This window comes from Streptococcus gallolyticus subsp. gallolyticus DSM 16831, assembly GCF_002000985.1.
Lineage (GTDB): Bacteria > Bacillota > Bacilli > Lactobacillales > Streptococcaceae > Streptococcus > Streptococcus gallolyticus.
In genome coordinates this window covers 256712-273942 of sequence record NZ_CP018822.1, presented here as the reverse complement: position 1 = coordinate 273942, position 17231 = coordinate 256712, and the positions used below count along the sequence as shown (strand labels likewise).

Sequence of the window (17231 nt, the reverse complement as noted above, 5' to 3'; positions counted from 1 at the left end):
CGACCGAGCTGACAAGCGGGCGTTTTGGGGTGTGCCCTAGGCACGCCCCAAAAGGGCTTAACCTCCCGATACTAATAGGGGCTTAAAACTAACACAAGCTTTTAAAAGGCTGTTCTTATCCTAATGACTAGCCTAGCTAGCATGAACACAAAAAATAAATACTTGTACAATTTCCTGTCAAGTGTTATAATAAGAATAGTCTTAAAGTGAGGTGATATAAAATGGAAGCTGTCGTCTATTCAAATTTTAGAAACAATTTAAAGAATTACATGAAAAAAGTCAACGATGAATATGAACCTCTAATGGTTGTCAATAAAAATCCTGATGAAAATATTGTGGTCTTATCTAAGGAAAACTGGGATAGTATTCAAGAAACTATCCGCCTAATGAATAACGATTATCTTTCAGACAAGGTTCTATCAGGAATGGAACAAGTCAAGCAAAAGAAAGTCATTCAACGCCCATTATTAGAGGTGAAAGATGTTTAACTTTACAGAACAAGCTTGGAAAGATTATGTTTCTTGGCAACAAGAAGATAAAAAGATACTTAAACGTATCAATCGTTTAATTGAGGATATCAAACGAAATCCTTTTGAAGGGATTGGAAAGCCTGAACCCTTAAAATACCGTTATTCTGGTGCTTGGTCTCGTAGAATTACAGATGAACACCGATTAGTCTATATGGTGGAAGAAGATGAAATTTATTTCTTATCCTTTCGAGACCATTATAAATAAAAGCAGTCATTATCCATTGGCTGCTATTTTTATTGTTAAAAGGAGGAAAAGTAAATTGTGACAAATGCTGAATTAAAACGTATCAGGCTTGAGTTAGGATTTACCCAACGCAAAATGGCGACCATGATTGGTTATAGTTACTACAACTACCGAAACATTGAACAGGGTCAACGAAAAATGACCAAAGAATTTGAAAAAGCACTCTTTCACTTTCTGAATCGTAAATCAGAAACCAAGCTAGAAAGCACGGTGGATTGGTTAAAAATTCGTTTCAAAACACTTGATTTTAAAGCTGTCATCACCTCTGTTCTAAAATTAAGACCAGCAGACTTTTTTCATGAAGGAAAAAGCCTATATAGCTATTCAGATATGGTGACTTATGGTTCAATTCGGGTGCTTTATTCCCATTCTGAAAAGAAGACAGAAGCTGGAACGCTGATTGACTTGACGGGAAGTGGTTGTCGTGAGCTTGAATTGTTATTAAAACAACAAGACCGGGATTGGTTTTCTTTTCTTCATGATGTCTTTCTCTTTGCGGAACAAGAACGAAAAGATAGACCTTTGGAAGACTTTTTAGCCTTTCCACGCTTTGATATTGCCCTTGATGAATTATACAAAAAATCAGGGAATCTTGACTTATTTGATATTAAAAATCGGATTTTTGACAATAAAATCATCATGCGAAAACTCCGCACTTTTACCGCTATTGAGGGCTTGAAAAAAGTTGAAAATCGATTTGTCAATCAGGGATTGACCTTAAACTTTGGCAGTCGTCAATCCAGCCTCATGATTCGCTTTTATCAAAAGGATTATGAACAAGCCCTCTTAAAAGATGTTTCTGTTGACTATATCCATGAAGCCTATAATTACAAAAACCGCTATGAGATTGAACTACATGATACCAAGGCGTTTGATATTTTGAAAGAATGGTATACGTTGGAAGCAGACTTGACCAAAATAGGAGCTCGGATTTTAAATAACTATTTTGAAGTGAAAGATTGGAATGGTAACTATGATAGTGAATGGGATAACCTGCTTGGAACACAAGCGGGTTTTAAATTTGTCACACGTCCCCGTCAAATTAACTATGCAAGGACAAAACATTGGGTCACAAAACAAGTCTCTAGTGCTTTGAAATTGTTGAAAATCGTTGATATGGTCTATCAGACAGATGAGCTTTCAGAAATCATTTCTGAAGCCTATCTGAGTAACAATCATACAAAACTAGCAGAAGAAATTTGTGAACGAAATGGAGTTGATTTTAATGTCATTGTCGGACAGATATAAACCACTCAATGTTCCCGATAAATTCAATCGCCCTCTTCAAATAAAAACCTTTCCAGTTGGTTATGAGGAACTCTACCTATCGTTTTACGATTTTGAATTGGTCAAAGATTTGATTGATTACTGGGGGCTCTTATATTATCCACCTAAGAAAGATTCTGAATTGAAATATGCGGAACAAATTAGAAAGCAACCCTTTAAAGATGAAAACCACCGACAAAATGCGATAAAGAAAGCGACTAGACAAGAAGCTAGACAGGCTTTTTTTGAGGAGTTAAAAACAAAGCCATTAAAAAAGATGAGCAAAAACGCTCTCTGGGTGGCAGAGATGTTCATACAGACGGGCTATGCTCAATTGGTGCTATAAGGAGGAACTAATAATTGATAACTATTACTAATACTAAGACGAGACAAAGGGCTCAATTCCCATTACCATTTACACTGAGCTCTCTATCGAAAATTGGTATTGATGAAACCTTTGAAGGAGTAATGTTTATAGAAGGTATAGATACTTTTGGTTATGGTTTAGATGGCTATTTATCTTTCTATGAGCTAAAAGACTTTCTTCAAAGTTACATAAACCAACAAAATCCTTATCACTTTAATTACATGATGTTGGGTCGTCTCCAACAAGATTGTGATTATTTCTTAGGATATGGCGGTCGTTATGAACCGCAATTATGGGCTGGCAGTGTAGAGGGACAAATTGCAGAGATGAAAAAGCTCTGGCAAAGTTTTCCTGAGCAAGAGAAACCAGAATGGCTGACTTGGGAACAGATTCTTGACTATGAGAAGAAAATGAAAAATGATGAATTATAATATATAGGGCTTTAAAAATGATACTTGTTAAAAAATTATATGAAGGCATTACTTGTTTTCCTGATAAAAACGAATTCTGGAATCTCTACATTGTTTTAATGAAAGAAACAGATTACTTCTTAGACGCTTTTGCACGGAAAAACCCTGACCTTGATTCCCCTACCCACTACCAACACGCTTATTTCACATTGGATGGTAAAGTGTTAGACTTCAATCAACACATGACGACACAACTTATTCATCTTTTTAGACAAGTTATCTTAGAAAATCAAACAAAATTTAGGGAGGAACTGATAATGGCAACACAAAATACACTCGAAAAGAAAGTTAGAGCGGTCTCATTGGAGCTAGGAGAATTGATGAAAGCCCACAATAACAAAGAAGCTTGGACAAAAGCAGGGGAATTAAACAGTCTCCTCAAAAAAGAAGAAGCTAAGCAAATACCAGAAGCGCTGGTCGAAAGCCTCCGCTCTGAACTGCGTGGTTATTATTATGTCAATGGGGAACTCAATAAACTTCATAAACAACTTTATGCCAAAGGAAATAAATTGATTGAACTAGCCAATCAATAAGGAGAAATCATGGATAAATTGAAACTTATTTTACATCAAGTAAAAGCTTATTTAGGACGTTTTTCTAAGCACCCTAAAAAGAAAGGAAAACCAACATTAACCCTTGCCAACAAAAAAACAGCCAATCTTGCCGTTCTGTCAGGATTGGCTTTTATTTTACTTGTAGGGCTATTAGGGGGTATTCGTGCTATGACAATGTCTAGTAAAGTCACCAATCTTGAAAAACTGATGGCTTCTAAACAAGCCACTTCTTCTACTTCTTCTACTTCTTCTGCTACAACAACAATTGATAATCGCTTGCAGTATTATCTGAATGACTTTGTTAATTGCTATTTTACCGTTCCTAATGATTCAGACGGTCAAACCAAACAAGCTAAGCAATTAACGAGCTTCTACGGTTCAGATCCTGATATTCAAGCACAAGGTCAAGTCAAAAATCCTAGTCAATTGAGCTGGTCACGCCTACTAACGGTTACGGATAATGTGGCAACGTATGAGGTGCATTATAAGCAAACGGTAAAAAATGGGGATAAGACAGAAGAAAAAGAATTGGTGACGGGGTTTAATATCCCCTATGCCAAAACAAAAACAGGCTACTACGTTACCGGCTTACCTTGGTTTTCTGGTTTGTCTACTAGCCAAGCAAATAAGAAAAACACCGATACAGAAGTCAAACTCAATCAGTCTGATAGGCTTTCAGAGAAAACAAAGAAGAAACTGGATAAATTTCTCAATGTTTTCTTTACTAACTATACGACTGACCAAGATAACTTGGACTTAGTAGCTCACAATGTAACAATTGTAAAAAATTCCACTTTTAAAACCTTGGATTTTAGTTACTACAAAGCAACTGATAAAGCAGTTATGGCCTATGTTCAAGTAACATTTGAAGTTGCAGGCTCGACACATGCTGAAAACTTCACCTTGACCTTATCAGAAAAAGGGAAGTCTTATTATGTGGAGAAAGTCAGCCATACAATCCCTGCTAATTACGCAGATACAAAAGAATAAAAGGAGAGTTTAATCGATGAGTTCATCTAATTTACAAACATGGTTACAAGGAGATGGTTTCTGGTTTATTACCTTTGGAGCGATTATCCTGATTATTTTAGCTTGGAGAAACAGCTCTTGGGGGCGACTATTTACCACGCTTGTTTTCTACGCAGTGATTGCCTCTTTAACAGGAGGCGGACGACAATTACTTCATGTTGTCGGCTGGTTCCTCCGTCTCTTTGGAATTGAAACGGGGTTGTGATATGGAAGAAGAACGATTGTATGATTACGCTAGAGGGATAAACGCTCCCTACTGGATTCAAGAAGTTAAAACACAAAAAGGAAAACGCATTTGGTATTTTGCAACACCCATGCAACTTTCCTTTTTTGTGGTCTTTGCCCTCGTCTTGATTTTAATGTTGACGGTGTTTAGCTCACTTCTTCTTCCGTTGAACAAATTAACGCATTCCATTTCATGTTATCTTTATTGGTATATCCCTTATAAACTCGCTAAGTTCTATACAGAGTATGAACCACAGGGAAAGAAAATGCACGTTTTCTTATGGGATTATCTCTGCTATCTTATGGATTTTCGCCTCAATCGTAAAGCGATTTATCATGAAGATAGAATGAAAACGATGGATGAAGAAGAAATCGTCTTTGAAAAAACAGATTTATAAAGGAGGTCTAATGGTTTTAAAACTGGTCTATCCGATTCTTAAAACACAGGATAATATAGCTTTAACGACAGATAAAATGGCGATGAGTTTTTATCGTATTCCCAATACTCCCATCACCATTACCGATAAAGCCAAGAAACTAAAACACAAGTTGACTACTGCTCAACTGATAAAAAAACTAGTTAAAAACAAGTCCTTTGAAGTCTCCTTGATTCCAAAGGACTATTTGCTAGAAGAAAAGATGAAAGACTTTTCTCATGCCTTGTCTTTTGATAGTCAAGCATTGGGGGAAGAACTGTTGCAGTATTCGACAGACAAATTGACACAAGAAATGGAAATTCCTTATCAATTTGACTGGTTGATTGGCGTCAATCTTTTAAAAGATGACCAAAACACCACCGTTCAGGATATGGCGGTTGAGCGCTTCTCTGAAGTCTCTGAAATGATTGCCAATAGCGTGGGCTTTCAATATGAGATTCCTGAAGATTGGGCACAAGAGTATCTGATGAGTGAAATGACCATCTATCAAACCCTTTCTGCTCTTCGGGCACAACGTTTGACCAATGAAGAGCTCTTTTACTATCAACGCATGCAATACTTGCGCTATATTCCTCATCTAAAGCAAGAAGTCACAGCCAATCGGGCACTCTTTAATGTGACAGACACTGTCTTAAGACCACTGACGGGTGGCTTTATGAAATTAGATAGCCCCTATGGTTCTTCTTTTCTCACCATTCTTCCGATTGCTAAAACACCCATTATTTTTAATGGCTTTCATCTGGGAGAATTTACTCAACGCTTTAATTTCCCTGTAGAACTACGGATAAAGGCAGAATTTATCGAAAAGAACTCTTTAAAAGGGCGAATGGCACGTTCTAATATTCGCTACCGCAACATTATGAATGAGGCAGAAAGTACCGATACCGTCCAACAAGATGAAATCATTCTGGGGGCAATGTCTCTCAAAGACTTGATGAAAAAAGTTGGTGGGAAAGAAGAAGTCATTGAATACGGAGCTTATCTCATTATTGCTGCGTCTAACCTGTCCCAATTACGACGTCGCCGTCAGGTGGTCTTAAGTTACTTTGAGGATATGCACGTAGAGGTCAGTGAAGCTAGCCATGATACGCCTTACCTCTTCCAGTCTCTCCTCTATGGTCGACCACTTGAAAATAAGACCAGAACGTGGACACATTATGTCACTCCAAGAGGTTTTGCGGAGTTAATGCCCTTTACCAATACAGCTTCAGGAAACCATATTGGCTGGCATATCGGACGGGTGGATAATTGGACAGGACGGTGGGAAAGTATTGAAAAAGCACAAGAAGCGTCTAAAAATATGGTGCTCTTTAATGCGACCGTTGGAAATAAAGAAGGGATTGCAGGGAAGCTCACGAAGAACCCACATATCCTGATTACTGGCGCAACGGGTGAAGGAAAATCCTTTTTGGCAGAACTTATCTTTCTCCTCACCTCTCTTCAAGATGTAAAATGCTTGTATGTTGACCCGAAACGCTCTATCCGAAAACACTTTGAAGCAATTGCCCACCACCCAGACTTTGAAAAACGGTTCCCGCTTCTGGCTAAACATATCAAACAGATAAACTTTGTCACCTTAGATAGTAAGGTGAAATCCAATCATGGAGCTCTTGACCCAATTGTCATGCTCGATAAAGATGACGCTGTTTCGGTTTCAAAGAATATGCTCAATTACCTCATTTTCTCTAACAAGCGAATTAAGGTCACCATGAAGCAAATGACCGCTATTTCTAGAGCAATTAACAAAGTGGTGGCTCAAAGACAAGCGGGAGAAACGGTTGGGTTAAAACACGTCCTCCAAGAGCTCACCAATAATCCAGATAGTGCTATCTTTGAAGTGGGAGACTATCTAACATCTATTGTTGAAAATTCTATTTTGGAATTGGCTTTTTCAGACGGCAATGTAGAAGGATTGTCCTATGATAAACGGGTGACTGTTTTAGAAGTAGCGGACTTATCCTTACCAGATAAAGACACTCAACAAGATGTCACCCCAGAAGATAAAGAAATCAATTCTACAGCGCTGATGTTTGCTTTGGGAGCTTTTTGTACACGCTTTGGAGAACTCAATCGTTATGAAGATACTATTGAATTCTTTGATGAAGCGTGGGTACTGATGAAGTCGGCAGAAGGACGAGCCGTTATTCAATCCATGCGCCGTGTTGGACGTTTCTTTAATAATGTCCTCTGCCTGATTACGCAATCCGTCCATGACGCTGAAGGAGATGATGATACTACAGGATTTGGGACACTCTTTGCCTTTAGAGAAGATAATGAACTTTCCGACATTTTAGAACACGTTGGACTAACGGATAATGAAGAAAATCTGGAATGGATAAAGAATATGATTTCAGGTCAATGCCTCTATAAAGATGTTTATGGCAATCTCAATATGATTTCCATTTATAACATTTTTGATAGTATTGACCCGCTTCTAAAACCAATGAAAGCTACGGTTTCTTCCAATCTTGAAAATAAATACGCATCTTAAGGAGGTGAGCTTGTGCAAGAAGCATTTGAAAAATTAAAGGGCATGGATATTTTTTCTTTAAAATCTTATACAGTACAAACTGGATTTTTGGATATTAGCGGAATCTGGGTGATGTTCAACGAAATCTTTGTCAACTTCCCCTTTTTCCTCCTTAACCTCATTGTTGGTTTCTTCTCCTTGATGATTCGGATTTTAGAAAATGTCCATCTTTACGATACTTACAAGCAATATGTCTTCAATGGAGCTCAATCCATTTGGCGAGGCTTTACAGGAGCTACTTCTGGTGTGGCTCAATCATCATTAGTCTTTCTGCTTCTCCTTTGCTTGGCTTTTTATCTCTTTTATCAGTTCCTCATTTCTAAAGGCAATTTCTCTCGAAAATTGCTTCATGTCCTTCTGGTTCTCTTTCTAGGCTTTGGTTGGTTTGGGACAGTTGCTGGAACTTCTGGTGGATTGTATCTGCTCAACACAGTAGACAGTATCGCCAGTACCACGATTCATCACATTTCCAATGTATCCGTCTCCTATGGAGAAAATCAATCTTTAAAGGTAGGGTCTTCTATCGCTGATTCTTATATCGCAGAAACTTCTTATAAAGCCTATCTTTTTGTTAATACGGGGCAAGAAAACGGAAAATACAAAGACCGGCAAACAGGAGAAGAAAAACCGTTTGAGGATTCAAAAGTCCTAGGCAGCTTAGATAAATCAGGCAAGTTTAAAGCCGTTTCTACCGCTGATAGGAATGATTACTTAAAAATGGGAGACGGAGCTAACGATGATAAAGAGAAAAACCGTTGGGTATCGGCTATTCCTGACTATATCCCTGTTAAGTTCTTCTATATCCTTTTTAAAATGGTAGAAGCGATTGTCATTGCCATTCCTATTGTTTTAATTCAGTTGCTCAATGTCCTTGCACAAGCCCTTGTCCTTATCATGATTCTTCTTTTCCCTATTACCCTTTTGGTTTCCTTTATTCCCAAAATGCAAGATATTCTCTTTGGAGTTTTTAAGGTCATGTTTGGAGGTCTTGCCTTTCCAGCCATTACAAGCCTGTTAACTTTGGCTTTACTTTACCTTGAAAAAATCATTGAAAACTTAGTAAGTAGTGGCTTTGACAAGGTCATTGGAGATTTTTCTTCCTTGTCTACTTTTAGCGCTCTCTTTAAACTAATCATCTCTGTTTGTGCCAAAGGTGTGATTTATTGGTTGCTTTGGAAATACAAAGGAGAATTGATTGAATTGTTACTCGGCTCACGAGCTAAGATTACGTTTGATGAGGTAAATACCAAAGTCAAAGAAACCGTGACAAATGGACAAGAAACCATGAAGCAGCTGCCGGCAAAAGCCACTAACGCCTTTGAAATGGCTCAAACATCCGGAAATTTTTCCCTTGCTGGAGCAGGATTTGGAGTGGGACTCTTCATGAATGCTGGTAAGCAGATGAAAAGTCTTTTTTCAAATCCACATCCGACTTCAGAAAAAACAGGAACTTCAACGCCTCCAGAAAATGACGAGGAGGAAACACCCACTACTTCTTCCTTTGAAGAAACAGGCGCTTCTGACGAGGTAACAACACCGTTTCAAGAACCAGATATGCCAATGGAGACTTTTGAATCTGCTATTCAGGAAGAAGACACAAGCGTTCAACCTTTTGACACAGAACCTTCTCCGCTAATGCTAATGGATACAAAGCAAAGCAGAGAACAGGAAGAGTTTGAAGAACGGCGTCAAAATCGCCTCTCTTGGAGACAGAAACATCATATCAATAAACTTGAAAAGGAACTAGAACCTTACAAAGATGATGAAGCACTATACCAAGCGCAAGGTTCAAATGCCTTTATCAGGAACTATCGTAAAACCTTACCAAAAGACGATAAATTAAAAGTCAATATCAACCGTAAACATCAGATAATAGAGGAATTAGCACGATTGAGAGGAGGAAAGGAATGATGAATACACGCATTTATTCTAAAAGAGGTTTTGAACAGACGGTGAACAATGCGGTTGCCCTTGCCTATGAAAGGAGAAAGCCTTCTATTGACTTTCTCCTTTTATTTTCAGTAAAAGAGGCTGAGAAGGAGCAACTGTTAGCAACTATTAAAGAAAATCCTCTCATTTTAACGGCTCAATGGCGATTTGAAACAGTGATGATGACAATCTATGTGAAGACTTAGGAGGGAAGATGAAGAAAAAATTAGTAATTGTTAGTGCTTTAAGTGCTCTGTTTTTACCTTTGTTCTTAGTCGTCATTATCATGGGAGCTTTTGCGGGTAGTGCGTCTTCCAATGGGCAAGCCAAAGGACTACAAACGAAACTAACTGCTAAAGAGGTGGCTCAAAAAGCCAATATTTCAGAAGAACGGGCAAGTGATGTCATCAAAATTCTGAATCATGAACTCTCACAAGAACACTTTACTATCGCAGGAGCTTCTGGAAGTTTAGCCGTTGCGGAACGTGAAAGTGGCTTTGACCCTAAAGCAGTTAATACAGGTGGCGGTGTGGCTGGCTATTTCCAATGGTCGGGCTGGTCTTCTACTATCAATGGCAATCGCTGGTCAAAGGCAAAACAAAAGAAATTAGATTCTGATATTGAACTAGACCTTTTATCTACCGAGCTAAACGGCTCTTATAGCAAAGTCAAAACAGAAATGCAAAAAGCAACTGACCCTGAAGAGGCAGCCCTTTATTGGTCAGAACATTATGAAGGGGTCGCTTTATCAGACGGTCAAACCAAAGCTAGTGACCTAAAAAAGAATGCGAGAAAATGGTATGACATCTTCAAAGACACTTTAACAGGTGATACAGCCAATGCCAAAACACGAGACGGTGGAGGCGTAACTTCTGATGGAGTGCCAGCTGGATATAGCCTTACAAAGGCAATCAACACTTCTAACTATACTTCTGCGACTTATCCTTGGGGACAATGTACATGGTTTGTCTATAACCGAGCCGAAGAGGTGGACGTTCATTTTGACCCTTATATGGGCAATGGTGGGGATTGGAAGCAGAAAGTAGGCTACCAAACCACACATACACCAACTGAGCATAGTGCTCTTAGCTTCTCTCCTGGTCAAGCTGGCGCAGACCCAACTTATGGACACATTGCATTTGTGGAGCAGGTCAAATCAGACGGGTCTATCCTCATTTCAGAAGCCAATGCCAAAGGGCTTGGAGTGGTTTCTTACCGCACATTTGATAAAGCAACAGCTAACCAATTTACATACGTGATTGGGAAGTAAAAATTTGACAAAAAACTACATTTGTCGTACAATTGAAGTACAAAAGAGGTGATTGTATGACTAAAAAAATGTTTCAAAAGCGAGTAGATTCAGAATTACTAGATGAAGTATCGGTACTATACAAATCCTTAGGAACTTCTGTAGGTGACGCTTTCGTGATGTTCTTACAAAAATCAAAGGAGGTGAATGGATTGCCATTTGATTTAAGAAAACAAGTCCATGCTATTTCTGATAATCCTTTAGAAAGACTAGCTTTGGCAAACTCAAATGTTATCAAAGTGACTGCTTCTAATCCAGAAGCAATCGCAGATTTCTTTGATGAAGACTATCCAGAATACGAGGAAAGACATGGCCAACTATAACCCATATGATATTCTGGTAGCAACTATTGCTTTTAGTGATGGGACAGGAGCTAAAAGACGTCCTGCTCTAGTCATTGCAAATAATGAAGAAGTTATCAGAACCTACCGTATCACTAGTCAGTATTCTCGTAAATCATCTTATATCCGTTCAAAATACTTTGAAATAAAAGAATGGGAAGAGGCAGGGTTAGTGAAACCATCTTGGATTGATACCGTTCAACTTTATGATTTAGACGTAGAACTTGTTCAAGTTCGCTTAATCGGAAAGTTAACAGAAAATGACCAACAGAGATTTGAAAAATTTTTAAGAGAAAATTAAGATTATACGATTATATTATAAATAATCCTAAAACTTTTCTTTTTCATAATCTCCTTAAGGTAAGGGCTTTATAGCTCTTGCTTTTTTTATTGCCTAAAAGGGAGGAAAACTATGCAAGTTATTTTACCAGAAGAACAAACAAAAGAAATTCAACTTTTTGTTGCAAATCTTATTAAAAATGAGATTGAAACCGTTAAAGAAGATTCAGGACAAATTAGTCCTTTTTTTAAATAAAAAGCAAACCTGTCAGTATCTGGGAATTTCAAATAACACGCTGGATATCTGGATAAGAAAGGGAATGCCACATATTCGGATTGGAAAAACAATTCGATTTGATAAAGACAGTATCCGTAGATGGATGATACAACTGGAAAATCACTTTTGATTTCATTATAATAAAGTCAGGGTAATTTTCTAGCTCAGTAAAAAGGAGATTACTATGACAATTACAAAAACCTCAAATGGTTCTTATCGTTTAAAACTCTATGTTCCAACAGAAGCTAGACCTTCTTTGGGAATTTCAGGAAATTACTACGATAAGCGTTTTAAAACAAAGAAGGAGGCTAAAGAAGCTGAACTACAAATTTTAATAAATATTAACACTATCCAAAAAGGGGGTGCATTACCACATCAAGCAATCAATGGCGATATTCTCTTCAAAGATTTTTATCATAATGTCTGGTGGGAAGCCTATAAAGCAGGTCAAACGACTTCAACAAATAAACCACCCACTCTTCCAACAGTTAACAATACAGAAACTGTTTTTAGATTACATATTTTACCAATGTTTGGAAATTATTCCATTAAATTTTTAAATCAGAATAAAACAGTTGTTTTAAATTTGATGACTGCTAAAGCAAATGAATATGCAAATTTCAAAGTCATACGTAGTTATGTTAACTCCATTTTTGACTGGGCAGAGGAATTAGAATATATTGAAATGAATCGCCTATCTAAAACAATCAGTCGTATTAAGGCTACTAAAAAAATCAAATTACAAGAAGCTAAGCGTGATGAAGATTTATACCTTACTTTAAGTGAGTTACGGGAATGGTTTGAAATGTTCCAAGAAGACCTAGAAAACAAAAAATTGTCGCTTAAAGATTATGTTTTATTTTTTACAACTTTTATCTTAAACGACCGTAAATCGGAAAGCTATGCTTTACAGTGGAAACATATCTCCTTAGATACATCTGAAATTGGTTTAATTCAAGCCTTGGATAAATATAAGAAGCCTAAGTCTACTAAAGGAGAAAAGAAAACAATTTTTGCTATTCCTCAAGAACTAACTGTTCTCTTATATCAATGGAAAATTCAACAAAAATCAGAATTAGCAAAATTTGGTATCATTCAAACTCCAGAACAATATGTATTTACTTATATTGACACTAAAGGCAATGTGAATAGCCCTCTGCATGCAGATTACCTTAATAACAAGATGAAATCTGTAGAACGTCGCCATAAAAATCTTAGGCATGCCACTCCTCACATGTTAAGGCATACTGGTGCTACTTTAGCTAAGAAGGCAGGAATGTCTCTGGAATCCATTTCAGAAGCTTTAACACATAGTGATTTGAGTACAACAAAGATTTATGTTAATACTTCAAATGTTGTTCCACTTAGTGCTGGCGAAACTGCTTATAGAGAGCTCAAAAATAAATAAGGTAAAAATAAGGTGAATTTTGAGGTGAGTTTTTCAAAAAGTGTACGAAAAAACACCCAATGAGGTAAACATTGAGTGTCTGTAATCGTTGCTGTAAAGCTGTTCTTAACGTTTTGAGAATTGTGAAGCTTTACGAGCTTTTTTAAGACCTGGTTTTTGGTTCACTATATTATTTAAAGTCAAATCCCTTTAAAATCAACGTTTCTAAAGTAAAAAATCACTAGAAATCTTATTTATAGACAAATATTTAAACCTAAACGGTATCAAAAAGGTATCAATTTTCTATAGTTTCGGAGCTTATAAAATAATGAAATCTCACTCAATTGTATTGAGCGTTTTTTATTGACTTTTTTAATATATATGAGATAATTAAGTAAATTACATAAAGGAGTTACATAAATGGTAGTTGCAGAAAAAAATAGAGCCGTCACTTTTCAAGCTAATAAAGAATTAGTAAGCGAAGCTAAAGAAGTTTTAAATAAAAAGAATTTGACATTATCACATGCTTTAAGATTATTTTTACAAAATGTTGTTGTTACTAATGAAATTGACTTGTTGAACGAAGAAGAGCTAGAAAAAGAGAAGTTATTTAGACAACTTCAAGGAGAAATAAAGCAAGCTATAGATGATTATGAAGCTGGTGTAAATACTTATTCAGCTGAAGAGGTGAGAAAACGTCTTGGATTATAAAATAAGTTATAACGCTGGTGCTTTGGAAGCATTGGTAGAAATAAAAGAATATATAATTAATAATTTCAAGTCAGAAACATCAGCGAAAAAGGTAGTTGATAATATCATGCAAAAAATAAGTGCTTTAGAGATTTTTCCTGAAGTAGGGTTTGATGCTGATGAAAGATTTGGAAAAACTTTAGATAAGCGTCATAAAACTAGAGGTTTAACAATCGGGAAAGATTATATAGCTTTATATTTTGTTAATGATGAAAAAAAGGAAGTTGTCATTACCCATATTGTCTCAACTCGAAGTGATTATGTGAAATTGTTCAAATAGCAATCTAAAAGCCTTAGTAGTAACACTAAGGCTTTTAAGATGATTTAAGTTAGGAGCAAAATTAGTTTGGGCTGTTTAGATATTCTCAAGGCAGAGCCAACCCTGTATTGATAAACAATACCTTTGAACAAGGCTGTTACCAGTTGCTCGACTTTCTCCTATCCTTGGAACTAATATATCATTTTTTAGTCATTTCAGTCAATTTTCTTAGGTAATTGATATGTTCCTTTGGAAGCATTGTACTTTCAGACTTAATGAGCCTGTGGTATATCCCATAGCAAGTATCAGTACTGGAAATATCTTCAATGAATTTTAAATACCCTCTGACATAGGTTTCTTCGTCCATAGGTGCAATTCCAATTAGCATTTTTCCTTTATGTTCTTCAGGAACTTTGTATCCGAGTTTCTCGAATTCCTTATCTGTTACATATGCAAATTTGATATTATATTTTTTTAGTTCCTGTTTTATGCGATAAAGCTGTAATTCGCTTTTGTAAAATTCCTTAAATTCTTTTGTTTCCCTAACAGCTTTAGTGACATCATCTTGAACACCAGATTCAATATCAACATAATTGTTATAATCTGTGTGAATAAAAGTCCACCATAATAAAAATAAGAGATTTTTACCAGTATATATTGGATCTATGCCACCTTTATCTTTTTTTGATAAGTCATGATGAAAATAGTAAAAGACTTCTTTATTTATCATTTTATGTACTCCTTGCATTAAAAAATTTATTCCATGGTCTACTTGACAGCAAGTAACCCATGCTATTTTTTTCTAATTTGTCGGTTGTCAGCTCTTCAGTCTGACAGCTCGTCAAATTTAGTCTAAATCGCATGGCTTGCTATCAAGTAGCTTTCACGGCATAAAAGTGATACTAGCTATTTTTGTCGACAAGATTTTTAACTTGCCTAACAACTGTCTTAGCTAACCCTATTGGGCTTAAGCTATTGACAAGTGAAAGTGTGTTTTGGAAAACTGGCTTTGGCATAAATTCTTTTGCTTTCTCTCTCCAAATAGCCACTTTTTTGTTTAATAGCGTTACTTGACTATCTAAATTTTTGACTTTGTCTTTTAACTGCCGATTTTCCTGTTTTAATATTAAGTTCTCATCACTTGTCTTACGATAAGACAATAAGTTTCGTGATAGTTGATTGTTTTCTGATTGAAGTTTATTTAATTCTTGTTTTAATTTAGTGTTATCTGATATATTCTTCTTTGCGGTATGATAGAGTTTTTCGAATGTTTCTTTATCCATTTTCAATTTACCGTCAAATGTTCGCTTGATGAGATTATTTTTTTGTAGGTTATCAAGGTTAAAGTTATCAAGTTCTGTTAAATCTATTTTTAAATTTGAAAGCTCCTTGATTTCTTTTTCGTATCTTTCAAGGGTTCCTACAGTCTCCCATTCCTTGTTTTCAAGTTCTGAAAGGGCTTGTTTTTTATTATCAATATCATTTTGTAAGTTATTTAGTTGATGTTTGGCATTGTCAATTTCGCTGTTTTTCTTATTGATGGCTTCATCAGCTTTTTTAAGTATTTTTTGTTTTTCTTTAAATTCTTCGGTTTTTAGATGTTTTTTCTTACTATCTACCTCACCACGTTGCAGATTATACCCCTGTTCATTAAGGTATTTTGGTAGTTCATCTTGAATTTCTCTTAATTTTTCTCGGTTTCCAAAAAGTGCTTTGGAGCTCAATTTACCATCTTTCATTGGTACAATTCCCAAGTGCATGTGTGGTGTACTTTCATCAAGATGTACACTAGCATAGGCAATATTAGCTTCTCCATATTTTTCAGCAAAGTAGTTTTTAGCACTCTCAAAGAATTTTTTAGTTTGTTCTTGGTCTAGCGACTCAAAAAACGTTTTATCTGATGTAATAACCCATTCGTTACAGAGTACAGCATCTTTACGGATTCCACGACTAGATATGCGATTTTCATTAATGTGCTCCTTTATTTGTTTATGATAGGTTTGAGTTTTGTCACGATTGGTTAGTTCATAGTTAAGGTGAGAACGACTAGGGTCTATATCTTTGTTAGAGTGATTTTTAAAAACACGTTCGTTATGATTATAAATACCACTCAATTGATTAGACTTGTATTTTTCCATTCTAGCTACAACATAGCTCATATTTCAATGCTCCTTTCTCGGCTCAAAAGGTCGCCGAGGTGGTGGCTGAAATTGCCACCACGAATAAGCAACCACACAATTAGTTTCCTCTTAAGAGGTCGGCACTACTTCCATGTAAAGTGTAACGCACTACGCTTTACTTCGTAAAAGTGCGTTCTCCGAAGGGTCTTGCAGACGGCTAGTTGCTCCGAATACAGGAGCGACTTCGAACCACCTCTCGAGCCACAAGAGGAGTTTCGATTATACTCGCCGAAGCGAGTAGGGCACTTAGTCAGTGCCAAAGGTCGGACGGCTTCGCATTGTCCGACATGCCGTTAAAAAACGTCAAGCCAAATCACTATCAGAAAAACGAGTAATACAGCAATGATAACAACCAAAATAATTTTCTGTCGTTCCAAAGCCTTAATATATTCTAGCAAGTCATATCTCTGTTCAAGCGAATTGTCTAGCTTACTAACTAATGTATCTATTCTATCCTGCATGTTTTTCTTTTCTGATTTGTGTTTCTCTAGTCTTAGTTCCAGTTTCGCATTTTCTTGTTCGTGTTCATCAACTATCAATTGCAGTATTTCTTTTTCTTGCTTGTGTTTTTCTTCAAGAACTTTAAGGGTTTCTTCTAATTCAGCAACATCATTTTCAAAATGATAATCCTCTAGTATCTTAATGCCTACTAAATCAATATTTTCAACCTTTTCGTTATCCTGATAGAGATGACCTTTCAGCCTGTCTTTATATTTTTGGGAACGCATTTTTTTATAAATCGTCTGACTGGTAACTCCCTTGCTGTCAGCATAATCTTTTATTCTCATTTTTAACCTTTCAAAACCTTGGTATTATAAGATTTTCAACCAAAAGGTTGAAAGTCATTTTTTGGTGTTTAATCTTAAAA

General features: G+C 36.4%; 21 protein-coding genes and 1 pseudogene. 19 read left to right on the top strand and 3 right to left on the bottom strand.

Annotated elements, in window-relative coordinates; translation table 11 throughout:
* Positions 1 to 221 precede the first annotated feature (221 nt).
* From BTR42_RS01580 to BTR42_RS01490, 19 genes and pseudogenes are all read left to right on the top strand, one after another.
* Complete coding sequence (locus BTR42_RS01580; RefSeq protein WP_077496080.1) at positions 222 to 488, top strand: type II toxin-antitoxin system Phd/YefM family antitoxin; 267 nt, start codon at positions 222 to 224, stop codon at positions 486 to 488.
* Positions 481 to 735 carry a Txe/YoeB family addiction module toxin gene (locus tag BTR42_RS01575; RefSeq protein WP_049533167.1) on the top strand — a complete coding sequence of 85 codons (255 nt, stop codon included), beginning with the start codon at positions 481 to 483 and terminating at the stop codon, positions 733 to 735. The genes BTR42_RS01580 and BTR42_RS01575 overlap by 8 nt, the downstream gene beginning before the upstream one ends.
* A gap of 114 nt (positions 736 to 849) precedes the next feature.
* Positions 850 to 2022: a replication initiation factor domain-containing protein gene (locus BTR42_RS01570; protein ID WP_420031095.1), complete on the top strand. Its 1173-nt coding sequence runs from the start codon at positions 850 to 852 to the stop codon at positions 2020 to 2022.
* On the top strand, positions 2000 to 2386 hold the full coding sequence (locus tag BTR42_RS01565) for a hypothetical protein (RefSeq protein WP_077496076.1): 387 nt from the start codon (positions 2000 to 2002) through the stop codon (positions 2384 to 2386). Before BTR42_RS01570 ends, BTR42_RS01565 begins: the two co-directional genes overlap by 23 nt.
* A 14-nt stretch (positions 2387 to 2400) precedes the next feature.
* Positions 2401 to 2838 (top strand): LPD11 domain-containing protein, encoded by a 438-nt coding sequence (locus tag BTR42_RS01560; protein ID WP_077496074.1) that lies wholly within the window; start codon positions 2401 to 2403, stop codon positions 2836 to 2838.
* Between the two features lie 17 nt (positions 2839 to 2855).
* Positions 2856 to 3410, top strand: a complete 555-nt coding sequence (locus BTR42_RS01555) for a conjugal transfer protein (protein WP_077496072.1) — start codon at positions 2856 to 2858, stop codon at positions 3408 to 3410.
* Positions 3411 to 3419: 9 nt separating this feature from the next.
* Positions 3420 to 4421 carry a conjugal transfer protein gene (locus BTR42_RS01550; protein WP_077496070.1) on the top strand — a complete coding sequence of 334 codons (1002 nt, stop codon included), beginning with the start codon at positions 3420 to 3422 and terminating at the stop codon, positions 4419 to 4421.
* Positions 4422 to 4437: 16 nt separating this feature from the next.
* Positions 4438 to 4665, top strand: a complete 228-nt coding sequence (locus BTR42_RS01545; protein ID WP_077496068.1) for a hypothetical protein — start codon at positions 4438 to 4440, stop codon at positions 4663 to 4665.
* A 1-nt stretch (position 4666) separates the two neighbouring features.
* Entirely contained in the window at positions 4667 to 5083 is a 417-nt protein-coding gene (locus tag BTR42_RS01540; protein WP_077496066.1) for a conjugal transfer protein, read from the top strand.
* Between the two features lie 10 nt (positions 5084 to 5093).
* A complete protein-coding gene (locus BTR42_RS01535) occupies positions 5094 to 7613 on the top strand; it encodes an ATP-binding protein (protein ID WP_077496064.1) in 2520 nt (839 codons plus the stop codon).
* A gap of 12 nt (positions 7614 to 7625) precedes the next feature.
* Positions 7626 to 9563 (top strand): conjugal transfer protein, encoded by a 1938-nt coding sequence (locus tag BTR42_RS01530; RefSeq protein ID WP_077496062.1) that lies wholly within the window; start codon positions 7626 to 7628, stop codon positions 9561 to 9563.
* Positions 9560 to 9787, top strand: a complete 228-nt coding sequence (locus BTR42_RS01525) for a hypothetical protein (protein ID WP_077496061.1) — start codon at positions 9560 to 9562, stop codon at positions 9785 to 9787. Before BTR42_RS01530 ends, BTR42_RS01525 begins: the two co-directional genes overlap by 4 nt.
* Positions 9788 to 9795: 8 nt before the next feature.
* Positions 9796 to 10851: a phage tail tip lysozyme gene (locus BTR42_RS01520; RefSeq protein WP_077496059.1), complete on the top strand. Its 1056-nt coding sequence runs from the start codon at positions 9796 to 9798 to the stop codon at positions 10849 to 10851.
* 56 nt (positions 10852 to 10907) lie between these two features.
* Positions 10908 to 11213, top strand: coding sequence for a hypothetical protein (locus BTR42_RS01515; protein WP_000162871.1), 306 nt, complete (start codon positions 10908 to 10910; stop codon positions 11211 to 11213).
* A complete protein-coding gene (locus BTR42_RS01510) occupies positions 11200 to 11532 on the top strand; it encodes a type II toxin-antitoxin system PemK/MazF family toxin (protein WP_077496058.1) in 333 nt (110 codons plus the stop codon). The genes BTR42_RS01515 and BTR42_RS01510 overlap by 14 nt, the downstream gene beginning before the upstream one ends.
* A gap of 111 nt (positions 11533 to 11643) precedes the next feature.
* Positions 11644 to 11917: pseudogene (locus BTR42_RS01505) on the top strand (helix-turn-helix domain-containing protein).
* Between the two features lie 54 nt (positions 11918 to 11971).
* Positions 11972 to 13195 carry a site-specific integrase gene (locus tag BTR42_RS01500; RefSeq protein WP_077496056.1) on the top strand — a complete coding sequence of 408 codons (1224 nt, stop codon included), beginning with the start codon at positions 11972 to 11974 and terminating at the stop codon, positions 13193 to 13195.
* A 399-nt stretch (positions 13196 to 13594) separates the two neighbouring features.
* Complete coding sequence (gene relB / locus BTR42_RS01495) at positions 13595 to 13885, top strand: type II toxin-antitoxin system RelB/ParD family antitoxin (protein ID WP_013642908.1); 291 nt, start codon at positions 13595 to 13597, stop codon at positions 13883 to 13885.
* On the top strand, positions 13875 to 14204 hold the full coding sequence (locus tag BTR42_RS01490) for a type II toxin-antitoxin system RelE/ParE family toxin (RefSeq protein ID WP_077496054.1): 330 nt from the start codon (positions 13875 to 13877) through the stop codon (positions 14202 to 14204). The genes relB and BTR42_RS01490 overlap by 11 nt, the downstream gene beginning before the upstream one ends.
* 178 nt (positions 14205 to 14382) lie before the next feature.
* Here the strand turns inward: BTR42_RS01490 and BTR42_RS01485 are convergent, their stop codons facing one another.
* The 3 genes from BTR42_RS01485 to BTR42_RS01475 all read right to left on the bottom strand — a co-directional run bounded on the left by BTR42_RS01485 (position 14383) and on the right by BTR42_RS01475 (position 17151).
* A complete protein-coding gene (locus BTR42_RS01485; RefSeq protein WP_077496052.1) occupies positions 14383 to 14913 on the bottom strand; it encodes a hypothetical protein in 531 nt (176 codons plus the stop codon).
* A 172-nt stretch (positions 14914 to 15085) separates the two neighbouring features.
* The gene (gene mobV, locus BTR42_RS01480; RefSeq protein WP_077496051.1) at positions 15086 to 16342 is read right to left on the bottom strand and encodes a MobV family relaxase; all 1257 of its coding nucleotides are present in this window, start codon (positions 16340 to 16342) and stop codon (positions 15086 to 15088) included.
* 314 nt (positions 16343 to 16656) lie between these two features.
* On the bottom strand, positions 16657 to 17151 hold the full coding sequence (locus tag BTR42_RS01475; RefSeq protein WP_077496049.1) for a hypothetical protein: 495 nt from the start codon (positions 17149 to 17151) through the stop codon (positions 16657 to 16659).
* Positions 17152 to 17231: the final 80 nt, after the last annotated feature.

Excerpts from the sequence above, each read along its gene's own strand:
- BTR42_RS01580 (WP_077496080.1), top strand. The coding sequence starts at position 222 with ATGGAAGCTGTCGTCTATTCAAATTTTAGAAACAATTTAAAGAATTAC.
- BTR42_RS01575 (WP_049533167.1), top strand. The coding sequence starts at position 481 with ATGTTTAACTTTACAGAACAAGCTTGGAAAGATTATGTTTCTTGGCAA.
- BTR42_RS01570 (WP_420031095.1), top strand. The coding sequence starts at position 850 with ATGGCGACCATGATTGGTTATAGTTACTACAACTACCGAAACATTGAA.
- BTR42_RS01565 (WP_077496076.1), top strand. The coding sequence starts at position 2,000 with ATGTCATTGTCGGACAGATATAAACCACTCAATGTTCCCGATAAATTC.
- BTR42_RS01555 (WP_077496072.1), top strand. The coding sequence starts at position 2,856 with ATGATACTTGTTAAAAAATTATATGAAGGCATTACTTGTTTTCCTGAT.
- BTR42_RS01550 (WP_077496070.1), top strand. The coding sequence starts at position 3,420 with ATGGATAAATTGAAACTTATTTTACATCAAGTAAAAGCTTATTTAGGA.
- BTR42_RS01545 (WP_077496068.1), top strand. The coding sequence starts at position 4,438 with ATGAGTTCATCTAATTTACAAACATGGTTACAAGGAGATGGTTTCTGG.
- BTR42_RS01540 (WP_077496066.1), top strand. The coding sequence starts at position 4,667 with ATGGAAGAAGAACGATTGTATGATTACGCTAGAGGGATAAACGCTCCC.
- BTR42_RS01535 (WP_077496064.1), top strand. The coding sequence starts at position 5,094 with ATGGTTTTAAAACTGGTCTATCCGATTCTTAAAACACAGGATAATATA.
- BTR42_RS01525 (WP_077496061.1), top strand. The coding sequence starts at position 9,560 with ATGATGAATACACGCATTTATTCTAAAAGAGGTTTTGAACAGACGGTG.
- BTR42_RS01520 (WP_077496059.1), top strand. The coding sequence starts at position 9,796 with ATGAAGAAAAAATTAGTAATTGTTAGTGCTTTAAGTGCTCTGTTTTTA.
- BTR42_RS01515 (WP_000162871.1), top strand. The coding sequence starts at position 10,908 with ATGACTAAAAAAATGTTTCAAAAGCGAGTAGATTCAGAATTACTAGAT.
- BTR42_RS01510 (WP_077496058.1), top strand. The coding sequence starts at position 11,200 with ATGGCCAACTATAACCCATATGATATTCTGGTAGCAACTATTGCTTTT.
- BTR42_RS01500 (WP_077496056.1), top strand. The coding sequence starts at position 11,972 with ATGACAATTACAAAAACCTCAAATGGTTCTTATCGTTTAAAACTCTAT.
- relB (WP_013642908.1), top strand. The coding sequence starts at position 13,595 with ATGGTAGTTGCAGAAAAAAATAGAGCCGTCACTTTTCAAGCTAATAAA.
- BTR42_RS01485 (WP_077496052.1), bottom strand. The coding sequence starts at position 14,913 with ATGATAAATAAAGAAGTCTTTTACTATTTTCATCATGACTTATCAAAA.
- mobV (WP_077496051.1), bottom strand. The coding sequence starts at position 16,342 with ATGAGCTATGTTGTAGCTAGAATGGAAAAATACAAGTCTAATCAATTG.
- BTR42_RS01475 (WP_077496049.1), bottom strand. The coding sequence starts at position 17,151 with ATGAGAATAAAAGATTATGCTGACAGCAAGGGAGTTACCAGTCAGACG.